The 13,573-nt window shown below is 64.5% G+C and carries 13 protein-coding genes and 1 pseudogene; 10 read left to right on the top strand and 4 right to left on the bottom strand.

Annotated features, from left to right (window positions below; all coding sequences use genetic code 11):
- Window positions 1–213 precede the first annotated feature (213 nt).
- Window positions 214–501: pseudogene (locus Q3C01_RS41515) on the top strand (transposase); the annotation flags it as partial.
- A gap of 460 nt (window positions 502–961) precedes the next feature.
- On the opposite strand, the gene rpsR reads toward Q3C01_RS41515, so the two are convergent.
- Both rpsR and rpsF read right to left on the bottom strand, forming a co-directional pair.
- Entirely contained in the window at window positions 962–1,201 is a 240-nt protein-coding gene (gene rpsR / locus Q3C01_RS41510; RefSeq protein ID WP_007592020.1) for a 30S ribosomal protein S18, read from the bottom strand.
- A gap of 5 nt (window positions 1,202–1,206) precedes the next feature.
- The gene (gene rpsF, locus Q3C01_RS41505) at window positions 1,207–1,674 is read right to left on the bottom strand and encodes a 30S ribosomal protein S6 (RefSeq protein ID WP_449378574.1); all 468 of its coding nucleotides are present in this window, start codon (window positions 1,672–1,674) and stop codon (window positions 1,207–1,209) included.
- Between the two features lie 494 nt (window positions 1,675–2,168).
- Here rpsF and Q3C01_RS41500 point away from each other — a divergent pair, with 494 nt between their 5' ends.
- A complete protein-coding gene (locus tag Q3C01_RS41500; RefSeq protein ID WP_458151116.1) occupies window positions 2,169–2,873 on the top strand; it encodes a TetR/AcrR family transcriptional regulator C-terminal domain-containing protein in 705 nt (234 codons plus the stop codon).
- 3 nt (window positions 2,874–2,876) lie between these two features.
- Window positions 2,877–3,902, top strand: coding sequence for a fatty acid desaturase family protein (locus tag Q3C01_RS41495; protein WP_458151115.1), 1,026 nt, complete (start codon window positions 2,877–2,879; stop codon window positions 3,900–3,902).
- On the opposite strand, the gene Q3C01_RS41490 is transcribed toward Q3C01_RS41495, so the two are convergent.
- Entirely contained in the window at window positions 3,899–5,152 is a 1,254-nt protein-coding gene (locus Q3C01_RS41490; protein ID WP_458151114.1) for a diguanylate cyclase domain-containing protein, read from the bottom strand. The two genes, Q3C01_RS41495 and Q3C01_RS41490, sit on opposite strands and share 4 nt — an antisense overlap.
- Window positions 5,153–5,495: 343 nt before the next feature.
- On the opposite strand from Q3C01_RS41490, the gene fabD reads away from it, so the two are divergent.
- The 7 genes from fabD (at window position 5,496) to gmk (ending at window position 12,191) form a co-directional block, all read left to right on the top strand.
- Window positions 5,496–6,467: an ACP S-malonyltransferase gene (gene fabD / locus Q3C01_RS41485; RefSeq protein ID WP_458151113.1), complete on the top strand. Its 972-nt coding sequence runs from the start codon at window positions 5,496–5,498 to the stop codon at window positions 6,465–6,467.
- Window positions 6,468–6,477: 10 nt separating this feature from the next.
- Window positions 6,478–7,215, top strand: coding sequence for a 3-oxoacyl-[acyl-carrier-protein] reductase (gene fabG, locus Q3C01_RS41480; RefSeq protein WP_458151112.1), 738 nt, complete (start codon window positions 6,478–6,480; stop codon window positions 7,213–7,215).
- Between the two features lie 310 nt (window positions 7,216–7,525).
- Window positions 7,526–7,765, top strand: coding sequence for an acyl carrier protein (locus tag Q3C01_RS41475; protein WP_027522576.1), 240 nt, complete (start codon window positions 7,526–7,528; stop codon window positions 7,763–7,765).
- A gap of 105 nt (window positions 7,766–7,870) precedes the next feature.
- Window positions 7,871–9,136 (top strand): beta-ketoacyl-ACP synthase II, encoded by a 1,266-nt coding sequence (fabF, locus tag Q3C01_RS41470; protein WP_458151111.1) that lies wholly within the window; start codon window positions 7,871–7,873, stop codon window positions 9,134–9,136.
- 113 nt (window positions 9,137–9,249) lie between these two features.
- Entirely contained in the window at window positions 9,250–10,527 is a 1,278-nt protein-coding gene (mltG, locus tag Q3C01_RS41465; protein WP_458151110.1) for an endolytic transglycosylase MltG, read from the top strand.
- A 113-nt stretch (window positions 10,528–10,640) separates the two neighbouring features.
- Window positions 10,641–11,528, top strand: coding sequence for a YicC/YloC family endoribonuclease (locus Q3C01_RS41460; protein ID WP_458151109.1), 888 nt, complete (start codon window positions 10,641–10,643; stop codon window positions 11,526–11,528).
- 3 nt (window positions 11,529–11,531) lie between these two features.
- The gene (gene gmk / locus Q3C01_RS41455) at window positions 11,532–12,191 is read left to right on the top strand and encodes a guanylate kinase (RefSeq protein ID WP_458151108.1); all 660 of its coding nucleotides are present in this window, start codon (window positions 11,532–11,534) and stop codon (window positions 12,189–12,191) included.
- Here gmk and Q3C01_RS41450 read toward each other — a convergent pair.
- Complete coding sequence (locus tag Q3C01_RS41450; RefSeq protein WP_458151107.1) at window positions 12,124–13,404, bottom strand: hypothetical protein; 1,281 nt, start codon at window positions 13,402–13,404, stop codon at window positions 12,124–12,126. The two genes, gmk and Q3C01_RS41450, sit on opposite strands and share 68 nt — an antisense overlap.
- Window positions 13,405–13,573: the final 169 nt, after the last annotated feature.

Below are 13,573 nucleotides of genomic sequence, written 5' to 3'. Positions count from 1 at the left end.
GTGATTCGTTTTTCAACGACCACCCTTTGGCACATTCGATGCCGGGAGCGGGCGTCGTCCACCACATCATTTTCGACGGTGCGAGCGGGATTGTGGATTGGTAGATGTCCGCTTCTGGCCTCGCAAGCGCCGTACCAGGACCGAGCCTTCGGGTGTTGCTTTCGGCCAAACCAAACCCTCGTGATTCAAACTCCCAAACTGGGGGCTCGAATCATGCGCTACGAACTAGCCGATCATGAATGGACTGCGATCAAGCCGATGCTGCCGAACAAGCCGCGTGGCGTCCCTCGGGTTAACGACCGCCGTGTCCTCAATAGCATTCTCTGGGTCTTGCTATCCGGAGCACTCTGGCGCGATTTGCCCGAAGAGTTTGAGCCATATATCACGTGTTACAACCGCTCCGTTATTTGGCGGCCGGCTGGTGTGTGGGGTCGCATCATGGACGCGCAGGCCGTAGCCCATGATGCCGCTGTCGAGATGATTGACACCTCCATCGTCCGTGTGCGCATCAAAGGAACCAGCGTCAATGGCGTGCCTTGGTGCAAGTGCCTCGCACTTTTCGCCTGCCGACGTAGCCCGTCGGACAATGCCGGTCCGCTGGATGCGCTCGCGTCGGTCGCGGGATCGCGTCGGGCTCTCGGCCGACGCAATTGTGAACAGGTGAAGCCGCGACCGCGGCGCTGTGGCGGATCTGGACGCGAGGTATGTCCACAAATGGATGGTTGAGTTCCAAAGGACGGAACGGGATCAGTAGCAGTTTCGTAGCAGAAACGTAGCTGAAAATCCGGTATCCAGTGCGGGCGGATGGCAGCTAACTGCTTGATTGTATTGAAAATGAAATACTTAGGGCTACCGAGCGGTTAGAGGCATTTCGCCCCAACCCTCGGCAACCGGACGACCGGAGCCTTATGACTTTGAATGATAAGACCGGCGGCCTTGGGGCCGCCGGTCGAAACGTCGTTTAGCGGATCACGTAGGGCAAGAGGCCGAGGAACCGCGCGCGCTTGATGGCGCGGGCGAGTTCACGCTGCTTCTTGGCGGACACGGCCGTGATGCGGCTCGGCACGATCTTGCCGCGCTCGGAGACGTAACGCATCAACAGCTTGGAATCCTTGTAGTCGATCTTCGGCGCGTTGGCGCCCGTGAACGGGCAGCTCTTGCGGCGACGGAAAAACGGACGGCGTGCACCAGCTTCAGCCATTGTTCTTACTCCCCATCCGTCGTTTCAGCTTCGTCGCGCGGACGGCGCGGGCCGCGGTCACCGCGGAAGCCGCCTTCGCGGTCGCCACGGAAGCCGCCTTCACGCTCGCCGCGGAATCCACCGCCGCGGTCATCGCGCTCGCGATCGCGGTCGGCCTTGCGCATCATCGCGGAGGGACCTTCCTCGAGCTCCTCGACGCGGACGCTGAGATAGCGGATCACGTCTTCGCTGATGCGCTCCTGGCGCTCGATCTCCGCGATCGCCGCGGACGGCGCGTCGATGTTGAGCAGCACGAAGTGCGCCTTGCGGTTCTTGTTCATGCGGTAGGTGAGGGAGCGCACGCCCCAGTTCTCGGTCTTGGTGACCTTGCCGCCGAGACCTTCGACGATACCGGTCATCTGGGTCGTCAGCTCTTCAACCTGCTGCGGGCTCGCGTCCTGACGCGCGAGAAAGACATGCTCGTAAAGAGGCATGGAAGTCCTTTCCTCATGTTGGCGCTTCACCCGGCGTCAAGCCCTTAAGAGGCCTTCGGAAAGGACTCTGGGATTAAGCTCAGAAGGCGGAAACACGGGACGACGGGCCGACTGGCCCTGCCACATCAAAATCAACAAGTGAATTTGCTGAGACCGTCCGTTCAGCTCCCGGCCGGGGTCCGCGGATGGCGCGCTTTATACGGATTTTGGGCGGCTTGGCAAGGTTCGGCAGGCGGGTTTTGGAAGAACCGCAAGCAAGCAGGATTGCGGCCGGTTCCGGTGCGGGAACACCGCGCTTGTACGGAATCCCCAGAATTTATGGAAAGTTGTAGGGTTGTGACTGCCGGGGCTGAATTTCATCTCGAAACCATTTTTACCGGCAAGGGGCCGCTCAGGAGCGGCCCCTTTCGATTCCAGCGCAACCCAAGGCCGCGCGCACCTTTGTCTTGATTTATTTGTTTGTATAGCATACAAATAAATGACGGGAGGAGCCGATGGTCAAATCCGTCAAGGATCCGCTGGAAGCGCCTCGGGGCGACCCGAAGCATACAGCTCGGGCCACCCGTTCGGCGGGGCGCAAGATGCGCTCGCTGCTCCTCGATGCTGCTAGTCCCTTGTTCAGGGAGCAGGGGCTTTCCGGGACATCGATTTCCGACATCGCGACCGCCGCGAACGCGTTTCCGAGCCAGATCACCTATTACTTCCGCACCAAGGAGGCGCTGTTCGTCGAATGCGCCTGCCGCGATCTGCTGTATCTGGCGCGCGCCACCGAGCAGGCCGCGCTCAAGGCGCACACGCCGCAGGCCTACACGCACGCGCTCGCGCAGACAGTCACGGCGACCGATTCAGTGGCCTTCTTCGCCGAAGCGCTGACGTTGACACGGCGACGACAAGATCTTGCGCCGCTGGTCGAGCGCACCATCGAGCGCCTGCACACCGAGGGCGCGCGCGCCTACGCGGCCCAGATCGAGCGCCACGGCTGGCGGACGCTGCGCGCGCCGGACGAGAGCTCACGCAGGTTCTGGGCGGTGGCGATCGGCGTCATCGTGGAAGGCTACGCGATGGGCCGCTCGCCGGATGAGCTGTGCGCAGAGATGCTGCGCGTGCTCGGCGAGCAGGCGAAATCGGCTGGCGATGCGGCGCGCCTGCGGCTCGTCGGGGATCGCGACGCATCAACACCATCGGACGAGGAGAGTTAGGCCATGACCGCGCTTCGCATGCGTGCCCGCGATTTCCTGACCGAAGACCAACTCGTCGACGTGCGCGAGCGCGTCACCTGGAAGGGCGTAGCACTGATCGCGCACGCCTGGGCGCTGATCGCGGCTGCGATCGCACTGGTGGCGTGGTGGCCGAATCCGCTGACCTACATTCTCGCGGTCGCGATCGTCGGCTCGCGCCAGCTGGGCTTGGCGATCCTCATGCATGACGGCGCGCATGGCTGCCTGTCGCCGGATGAAAAGACCAATCTGGCGCTGAGCCAGTGGTTCTGCGCCTATCCGATCTTCGCTGAGACGCGCAGCTATCGCCGCTATCATTTGCAGCACCATGCGCGCACGCAGCAGGAAGACGACCCCGATCTCGTGCTGTCGGCGCCGTTCCCAATCACCCAGCTGAGCTACCGGCGCAAGTTCATCCGCGATATCACCGGGCAGACCGGCTATCAGCAGCGCAAGGCGCAACTGCTCAATGCGCTCGGTCAGAAGGAATGGCCGTGGTCGCAGCGCGCCGCGCATTTCTGGGAGAAGCTCGGGCCGCAATGCGTTATGAATGCGCTGCTGTTTGCAGTGCTCGCGGCCACCGGCGTTTGGTGGGCCTATCCGCTGCTATGGCTGGTGCCGCTTTTGACCTGGCAGATGGTCATTACACGTATCCGCAACATCGCCGAGCATGCGGTCGTGCCCGACAGCCACGATCCCCTGCGTAACACCCGCACCACGCATGCCAATTTTCTCGAGCGGCTGTTCATCGCGCCGTACTACGTGAACTATCACCTCGAGCATCACCTCTTGTTCTATGTGCCCTGCTACAATTTGCCCAAGGTGCATCGCCTGCTGAGCGAGAGCCGGCACGCTGGCCGCATGGAGGTGCAGCCGAACTATCTCGCGGTGCTGCGGCTCGCGACGGCCAAGCCAAACCGCGATGATCGTCCCGGGCAATTGGTCAGCAGCGTTCGCCGCGCGCAGGCGGGCGCCGAGGTCGGCGCGGATCAGAAGGCAGGCGGGTTCTAGTCGGCCAGCGCAGGAGCTCTTGCCGCGGGAACGAGTGGCACCACCTCGGTGATCTCTTCGATGTCGGAGGCGTGAATCACGAAGCCGCCCTTGCCGCGGCGCTTGGCCTCGTACATCGCGCGGTCCGCCGCGCTCAGCAATTCATCGGCGGTCATCCCGTCCCGGGGCGCCGTTGCGAGCCCGATGCTTGCGCCGACACGCGCCGCCGGCGCAAATTCGAATGGTTCGGAAACCCGCGCGATGATCCGCCGGGCAATGTCGGCGGCCTCGGTGTCCGCGATGTCGGGCAGTAGGATCACGAATTCGTCGCCACCAACGCGGCAGACGACATCGGCCTCGCGCACGCTGGCGCGCAGGCGGTCCGCGACGGCGACGAGGACGGCGTCGCCGGCCGCATGTCCGAGCCGGTCGTTGACGCCCTTGAAGTTGTCGAGATCGACGCAAAACACGGTGAGCTTCGCGGCCGATGGTGACGCGGCCTCCGGCCATGGTCCGTCGAGCAGCTCCGAAAACAGCTTCCGGTTCAGGGCGCGATTGGGAAGACCGGTGAGCAGGTCGTGGTGCGCCATCTGGCGATTGTTGCGCTCGGAGCGATGCAGGTTGAGCAGGATCTTGTGATTTTCAAGCAGCAGGAAAATCAATCCCGCGGTGTAGACCGGGGTTTGCAGGCCGACGATGAACAGGAAGGGAATCGGGGACAGCATCGTGGCCACCGCAAAGGGCAGCGTCAGGATGCAGATCATGAGAATTCCATAGCGCGGCGTTCCGGCGCTACGCGAGGTAATTCCACCGGTCAGGTTGGCGAGGCCGACGCCGGCGGTCAGGACCAGTGGCAGCTGTCCCGATGCGACGCATTGATAGCAGCCCGCAGAAATCAGGATCACGGATAGCAGGCCGACCCAGACCGGCGTGCCGCTCGCGGCACCTGGCCCGTCGGCCTTGGCTCGCGCGAAGGCTTTCATCATCAGGTAGATTCGGGTGCTGCCCAGGACCAGTTCTGCCAGCACCCAGGCATAGGCCCATGCGGCGCCAGTCAAGGCAGCGGCGAGCGATGCGATCAGCAGGGACGCGAGCACAGCCACCGCGAGCGTCTTCGTCTTGTTGGTCCTTTGCTGAAGAAACTCGTTATGAATGTCGTCGGGCTGCGAGGTCGGGCCGGCAAGCAACCAGTCGACGCAGCCGTGCCACCACAGCTGCGGTTGCGCGGCAGCGGTGGAAGCTGTCGAAGTCGGTGTAACTACGGATGCCATGGCCGCAATTTCGACAGCCGGTATTTAAGGTGGCTTAAAGCGCACCAGCGAGTTCCAGACAGCGTAAATGTTTGCTGCATTGGCGGCTGCACCGTCCGCCGGAAGGCATGGCAGCAGCCCATGGCCGCGCGGTCGGGCCGGGAGGGGTGAATCAGGCTGCATCGGGGGCCGGCGGTGGGGCGTAATCCGTCAGTGATCCCCGGTCCCGGACGTCGTCGCGGCTTGACATTCTGGTCCCGGTCAGTGTCTACGGCCCCCTTTGGAGCATGATCGGGAAACGGCCCGCGCCCGGCGTAGAATGGCCGCCCGGTCCTAATGAGGCTCAGCGAGCCAGGGAGCGCCGATGACGGCAGCATTCACATTTCCGGGGCAGGGGTCCCAGGCCGTCGGCATGGGCAAGGCCCTGGCCGAAGCCTTTCCTGCGGCCCGCGCCGTGTTCGACGAGGTCGATGCCGCGCTTGGGGAAAAGCTCACGGCCACCATCTGGGATGGCCCGGCGGAGACCCTCCAGCTTACCGAAAACGCCCAGCCGGCCTTGATGGCGGTCTCGCTCGCCACCTTGCGCGTGCTGGAGGCCGAGGCCGGATTTTCCGTGGGGCGGGATGCGGCCTTCGTCGCTGGGCACTCGCTCGGCGAATATTCGGCGCTGGCTGCGGCTGGGAGCCTGACGATTTCCGATACCGCGCGGCTGCTGCGCACACGCGGGCTCGCAATGCAAAAGGCCGTCCCGGTCGGCGCCGGCGCGATGGCCGCGCTGCTCGGCCTCGACTACGAGGCGGCCATGGAGGTCGCTCATGAGGCGGCGCAGGGCCAGGTTTGCCAGGCCGCCAACGACAATGGCGGCGGTCAGGTCGTGGTCTCCGGCGACAAGGCGGCGGTCGATCGCGCCGTCGAGATCGCCAAGGGCAAGGGTGCCAAGCGCGCGATGCTGCTGCCGGTATCCGCGCCCTTCCATTGCAAGCTGATGCAACCTGCCGCCGATGCCATGGCTGAGGCGCTGTCCAAGGTCACGATCAAGGCGCCCGCGGCGCCCCTGGTCTCGAACGTGCTGGCAAGCGCCATCACCGATCCCGACGAGATCCGCCGCCGTCTGGTCGAGCAGGTCACCGGCACGGTGCGCTGGCGCGAGTCGGTCTCCTATATGGCGGGTCACGGCGTGACGCGCTTCTTCGAAATCGGCGCGGGCAAGGTGCTGACGGGTCTCGTCAAGCGCATTGCGGACGGCGCCGTCGGCGTGGCCGTCGGTGGGCCAAACGATATTGCCGCGGCCAAGGACGCCTTGAAAGACGCCTTGGCTGCCGCGAAGCAGGGTTGAGGAGCTATCGATGTTCGATCTGACTGGCAGGAAGGCGCTCGTCACCGGCGCGACCGGCGGCATCGGCGGCGCGATCGCGCTGGCACTGCACGCGCAGGGCGCCACGGTTTCGATTTCGGGGACGCGGAAAGAGGTGCTGGACGAGCTTGCCGGCAAGCTCGGCGAGCGCGTGCACGTGCTGCCGTGCAATCTCTCCAAGGCCGACGAGGTCGAGGCGCTGGTGCCCGCCGCGGAAGCTGCGATGGGGCAGGTCGACATCCTCGTCGCCAATGCCGGCATCACGCGCGACAATCTCTTCGTGCAACTCCGCGATGAGGACTGGGAAGAGGTCATCAACGTCAACCTCACCGCGACCTTCCGCCTCGCGCGCGCCGCGACCAAGCTGATGATGCGCAAGCGCTTCGGCCGCATCATCGCGATCACCTCGGTGGTCGGCGTCACCGGCAATCCCGGGCAGGGCAACTACACCGCCTCGAAGGCGGGCCTGATCGGCATGATCAAGACGCTCGGCGCCGAATATGCCAAGCGCGGCGTGACCGCGAACTGCATTGCGCCCGGCTTCATCAAGACGCCGATGACGGACGCACTCAACGACAAGCAGCGCGAGACGATTCTGACCAAGGTTCCGGCCGCCCGGCTGGGGACGCCGGAGGATATTGCTGCAGCTGCGGTGTATCTCAGCTCCAACGAAGCAGGCTACGTCACCGGCCAGACCATCCACGTCAACGGCGGCATGGCCATGATCTGAACGTAATCCGGCCGGCCGAGGGCCGGGCGGACCGGATGCGGCAAACGGCCGTTTCCGAAGCGAATTGAGGCTTGTAGTCAAGGCAATTGAAGTGTGATAACCGGACCTTCAACGGATGGGCAAAGAACGCCATTGCAGGTTTTTGAAACCCTGTATATTGGCGATGCGGAGCCTTGGCCGTCGTTCGCCGGGCCCTGCATCGGCTAGGATGGGGCCAAATCAAGTTCGTACGCAAAGGCAGTTAAACGACCACGACGGCTCGTATCGTCCCGGGGGGTCGGGTCTACAGGGAACAACACGAGGTTAAGCAATGAGTGACATTGGCGAACGGGTTAAGAAGATCGTGGTCGAACACCTTGGTGTTGAACCCGAGAAGGTTATCGACAGCGCGAGCTTCATTGACGACCTCGGCGCCGACAGTCTGGACACCGTCGAGCTGGTGATGGCGTTCGAAGAAGAGTTCGGTTGCGAGATTCCGGACGACGCCGCGGAAACGATTCTCACCGTCGGCGACGCGACCAAGTTTCTCGAGAAGAACGCGAAGAGCTAAGGCTCCAAAATCCGCGGTCGAGCCACGAAACCGGACGGATCGTTACAGCGATCCACCGGTTTCTTATTATCGGCCGCGATTCCTTGAGAACCGGAGTTTCGGGATATGAGACGAGTTGTCGTCACGGGCCTCGGCATGGTGTCGCCACTCGGCTGCGGCGTCGAACCGACCTGGCAGCGTATCCTGAACGGCGAGAGTGGGGCGCGCAAGATCGAGACGTTCGACGTCTCCGATCTGCAGACCAAGATCGCTTGCGTCGTGCCGCGCGGCGACGGTTCGAACGGCACTTTCAATGCCGACCAGTGGATGGAGCCGAAGGACCAGCGCAAGGTCGACGACTTCATCATCTTCGCGATGGCTGCGGCGACGCAGGCCCTCAACGATGCCAACTGGCATCCTGAGAGCGAAGAGGACAAGTGCGCGACCGGCACCCTGATCGGCTCCGGCATCGGCGGCCTCAACGGCATCGCGGAGACCGCAATCCTGCTGAAGGAGCGCGGGCCACGCCGGGTCTCTCCGTTCTTCATTCCGGGCCGGCTGATCAATCTCACCTCCGGTTACGTCTCGATCGAGCATGGGCTGAAGGGGCCGAACCATTCCGTGGTCACGGCCTGTTCGACCGGCGCGCATGCGATCGGTGATGCCGCCCGTCTGATCGCGCTGGGCGATGCCGACGTGATGGTCGCCGGCGGTGCGGAATCGCCGATCAGCCGCATCGGGATCGCCGGCTTCAACGCGGCGCGCGCGTTGTCGACCGGATTCAACGATACGCCCGAGAAGGCCTCGCGGCCTTATGACAAGGATCGCGACGGCTTCGTGATGGGCGAGGGCGCGGGCGTGGTGATCCTCGAAGAGATCGAGCACGCTAGGCGCCGTGGCGCGAGGATCTATGCCGAGGTGATCGGCTATGGCCTGTCGGGCGATGCCTATCACATCACCTCGCCATCTCCGGATGGGGACGGCGGCTTCCGCAGCATGTCGGCCGCGTTGAAGCGCGCCGGGCTGACGCCGGCCGATCTCGACTACATCAACGCGCATGGCACCTCGACGCCGCTCGGCGACGAAATCGAACTCGGTGCGGTTGAGCGGCTGCTCGGCAACGCGGCGTCCAAGGTCGCGATGTCCTCGACCAAATCCTCGACCGGGCATCTCCTCGGTGCAGCGGGCGCGATCGAGGCGATTTTCGCCATGCTCGCGATTCGCGATAACATCGCGCCACCGACCATCAACCTCGAGCACCCGTCGGTCGAAACCGCGATCGATCTCGTGCCGCAGGCGGCGAAGAAGCGCGAGATCAACGTGGCGTTGTCGAATTCCTTCGGTTTTGGCGGTACCAACGCATCGGTGATCGTCAGGCGTCTGGCCGATTAGCTCGCGTTTGAGACGAATTCACCGTTTTGCCTAAGTCATAGTTGCGGGCGTGTGCTATTAGCCGGGCAGACGATTGTCAGGCTGCGATTGAACCGGCAGGATTCAGGTTTTCGATGAGTGAAAGGCCGCCCATTTCGCCCCGAAGCCCGCGCGCTGCGCTGGAGCCTGAACAGGTGCCGCCGCCGCCGAAGCGGTCGGACCGCGCGCGAAATCCCTTCGTGGTGATCGGCAACGCCATCATTACCATCCTCCTGATCGCGATGCTTGGGGCCGGCGCGGTCTATTATTACGGTCGGCAGGTGCTCGAGGCGGCGGGGCCGCTCCAGGAAGACAAGATCGTCAACATCCCCTCGCGTGCGGGCAAGCGCGACATCGCCGACGTCCTGAACAGGGAAGGCGTCACCGACGTCAATCCTTGGGTCTTCATCGCCAGTGTCTTCGCGCTGAAGGCGAGTTCGGACCTGAAGCCCGGCGAATATTCGTTCCAGAAGAACGCGTCCTTGCGCGACGTCATCGCCACCATCGTCGAAGGCAAGGTGGTGCAGCATGCGGTAACGATTCCGGAAGGTCTGACCTCCGAGCAGATCGTGGCGCGGCTTTCGGACAATGACATCTTCACCGGCAGCGTGCGCGAAGTGCCGCGGGAGGGCACGTTGCTACCGGAGACCTACAAGTTCCCGCGCGGCACCACGCGCGAGCAGGTCGTTCAGCGCATGCAGCAGGCACACAAGCGCGTGCTCGCTGAAATCTGGGAACGCCGCAGCCAGGACATTCCGATCAAGACGCCGGAGCAACTGGTGACGCTCGCCTCGATCGTCGAGAAGGAGACCGGCAAGCCCGACGAGCGCAGCCGTGTCGCGGCCGTGTTCGTCAATCGCCTGAAGCAGAAGATCAAGCTGCAATCCGATCCGACGATCATTTATGGCCTCGTCGGTGGCAAGGGCACGCTCGGCCGCCCGATCAAGCGCAGCGAGATCACCCAGCCCTCGCCCTACAATACCTACGTGATCGACGGCCTGCCGCCGGGGCCGATCTCCAATCCCGGCCGCGCCTCGCTGGAGGCTGCTGCCAATCCGGCCCGCACCCGCGACCTCTATTTCGTCGCCGACGGCACCGGCGGGCACGCCTTCACCGAGACCTACGACGCGCACCAGAAGAACGTCGCAAAACTGCGCGCGATGGAGAAGCAGATCCAGAACGACACGGTCGAGCCGGCCGACGACGCCCAGGCGCCGGCCGCCGCCGCGCCCGCCGGCGCAGATACGGCGCCGACCGCAACCACGCCGCCCAGGCCGACCCAGCAGAAGAGGTCGCCCGCGACTCGCCCGGCCAATCAGGCCCCGGCCCGCCAGGGAGCTGCGCAACCCTCGCCGCAGGTTATCCAGCGCTAGGGCCGCAAGGCTCACCTGCGGTGGTTACGGATACCACTTTGCGGCAAAATGGTCTTAAGATTCGCGTGCCTTGATGGCTTTGCGAATCTCATCTGTCTGGAGAAGTTCACCCGATGGCGCTGTCGTCCATGACCGGCTTTGCCCGAAGCCACGGCGCGAGCGGGCCGTATACGTTCGAATGGGAATTGAAGTCGGTCAACGCCAAGGGCTTTGACCTGCGCGTGCGGCTGCCGCAGGGCTTTGACGAGCTCGAGGCCCACGCGAAGAAACGCGCCGGCGAGGTTCTGTCGCGCGGCACGGTCTACGCCAATCTCAACGTCAAGCGCACCAACGCCGAGGCGACCGTGCGGATCAACGAGGACGTGCTCTCAGCCGTGCTGAAGGCCGCCTCGCAGATCGCCGGCAAGGTCGACGCGGTGGCGCCGAGCATCGACGGGCTTTTGGCCATCAAGGGCGTCATCGAGGTCGCCGAGCCCGAAGGCAACGAGGAAGAGGACAAGGCGGCGCGCGCCGCCGCGGCCGAAGCCTTCGACAAGGCGCTCGCCGAGCTCCTCGACATGCGCAAGCGCGAGGGTACCTCGCTTGGTCAGATCCTGACCCAGCGCGTGGACGAGATCGAGGCGCTGGCGAAGAAGGCGGAAGCCGCGCCCGGCCGCAAGCCGGAGGCGATCAAGGCAAAACTCGCCGAGCAGATCGCGACGTTGCTCGACACCTCCGATCGCTTCGATCAGGATCGCCTGATGCAGGAAGCGATCCTGATCGCGACCAAGGCCGACATCCGCGAGGAGCTCGACCGCATCGCCTCCCATGTCGCGCAGGCGCGCGAGTTGATCGGCAAGGGCGGCCCGATCGGGCGCAAGCTCGATTTCCTGGCGCAGGAGTTTCACCGCGAGGTCAACACCTGCTGCTCGAAGTCGAACGACATCGAGCTGACCAATACGGGGCTCGCCATGAAGAATGTGGTCGAGCAGTTCCGCGAGCAGGTTCAGAATCTGGAGTGATCGATGACGACGGGCGGTCACGGAACTGATGGTGTCGAGCGGCGCGGACTGATGTTCGTGCTGTCCTCACCCTCCGGCGCGGGCAAAACGACGCTGTCGCGCCTGTTGATCGAGCGAATGCCCGGACTGAAGATGTCGGTCTCCGCGACCACGCGCGCGATGCGGCCCGGCGAGGTCGACGGCCGTGACTACCTGTTCGTCGACAAGCCGCGCTTCGAGGCGATGGTGAAGGGTGACGAACTGCTGGAATGGGCGATCGTGTTCGACAACCGCTACGGCACGCCGCGCGCTCCGGTCGAGGCCGCGCTGTCGGCAGGGCAGGACGTGCTGTTCGACATCGACTGGCAGGGCACGCAGCAACTGCGCGAGAAGGCGCGCGCCGACGTCGTCAGCGTCTTCATCCTGCCGCCCTCGGCGGCGGATCTCGAGAAGCGCCTGCACTCGCGTGCGCAGGATTCCGACGAGGTGATCCGCAACCGGATGAGCCGCGCCAGCCACGAGATGAGCCACTGGGCCGAGTACGACTACATCGTCATCAACCACGATGTCGATGAAGCCTTCTCCGAGGTGCAGTCGATCCTGAAGGCCGAGCGCCTCAAGCGCGAGCGGCGGATTGGCGTCGTTGGCTTTGTACGAGGTCTGCAAGGTCAGCTTCAGGGTTAGGCGGCGCCAGCCGCGGGCCTTCCTTCGCCAGCCGTTCCAGGATCGCGGTGATCGCATCGATATCGACCGCGTCGGCATCGCGGTCGTCGCCGTCATCCGCAGCTGCATCGACATGCGGCTCGGCGGTTTCCGCGGCCGATGCGATGTGCAGGTCTTTGCGGTCCAGATCCTCGGGGACCAGCTCTTCGAACTCGCTCGTTGCATCCTCGAGACGCTGATCCACATCCGGCGCGGAGGCGCCATTGGCGGTCTTGCCATTGGCGTTGGCCGCCGTGGCCAGCGCAGCACCGAAATCGACCGGGCGCGGCCGCTGTGCGCGCGGTGCGGCAGTTGCGGCCGCATCGATCCACGGCGCGTGGCTCCTGTCGTCCTGCGCGGGCTCCCAATTGACGCGGCGGCGGCCGCCTTCAGCCTGGACGCGCCTGCGCGAGCCGGCGAAGCGATAGATGACGCTGCCCGTGATGCCGGCGAGCGCCAGCGCACCGCCGATGACGAGCAGCAGGGTCTGCAGCGAACCGGTCGGCTTTTCGGCCGGGGCATCGGCCGAGGCGAGCGTCATCGAGCCGGCGGAGGGCGAAGCCTGCGGTTTGGGCGCGGGCCGTGCATCGGCGAGTTTCGGCGCGGGCGCGGCTTGCGGGGCGGGCGAGGGGGCCGCACCCGGGTCGGGCCAGCGCGCATCGACGGTCGGCTGGCCTGCACCGGCATCGGCCACCGCGACCGGACGCTGAAGCGCTGCGGGCGGTGTGCTAGGTGCGCTCGGCGTCGGAATTGATGCGGTCGTGTCGGTTGTTGCAGAAGCGGTCTGTGTTGGGAGTTCGGCGTGCGCGTCCTGCACCGAGCGCGGCGCAGGCTTGTCGGCCTTCTGCGTGGGTGAGGTCGCCGGCGCGCTCTGCGTCGCCGGCGCGCTCTGCGTCGCCTGTGCGCTTTGTGTCGTCTGCGCGCTCTGGGCAGTTTTCGCGCCTTCCTCCCGCAGATACCAGCACTGCCGCTTGGTGCCGCGTTCGACGCGATAGTACCAGTGCTGACCCTCGGGCGCTGTGCCCTTCGGTGCGCGAAGGCAATCGTCGGTGGCGCTTGACGAATTTTGCGACGCATTCTGCGCGTCTGCTGCGTCCGGGGCGCTCGCCGCGTTTTGCGATTCCGCACTCAAAGGTATGCCGGCGAGTACGCTCGCAAACAGAGCCGATAGGAATTTCGCGGTTCGGTTGCCCATCCTGGTCTCCCGGCTACGCCTTACGCAACACGTCACTGTCCCCCTTCTCGTCAAAGAGTTGGGTGGCAATGAGCCGCAAATCCGGAGAGGATGAGGCTTAAATCGGGCCTGCGCAGCGTTCGTTGCGCCGCGAAAATGAACGATTTTCGGGACAATCGTTTGATCGAGA

Source organism: Bradyrhizobium sp. UFLA05-109, assembly GCF_054185165.1.
This window is presented reverse-complemented; position numbering and strand designations above follow the sequence as displayed.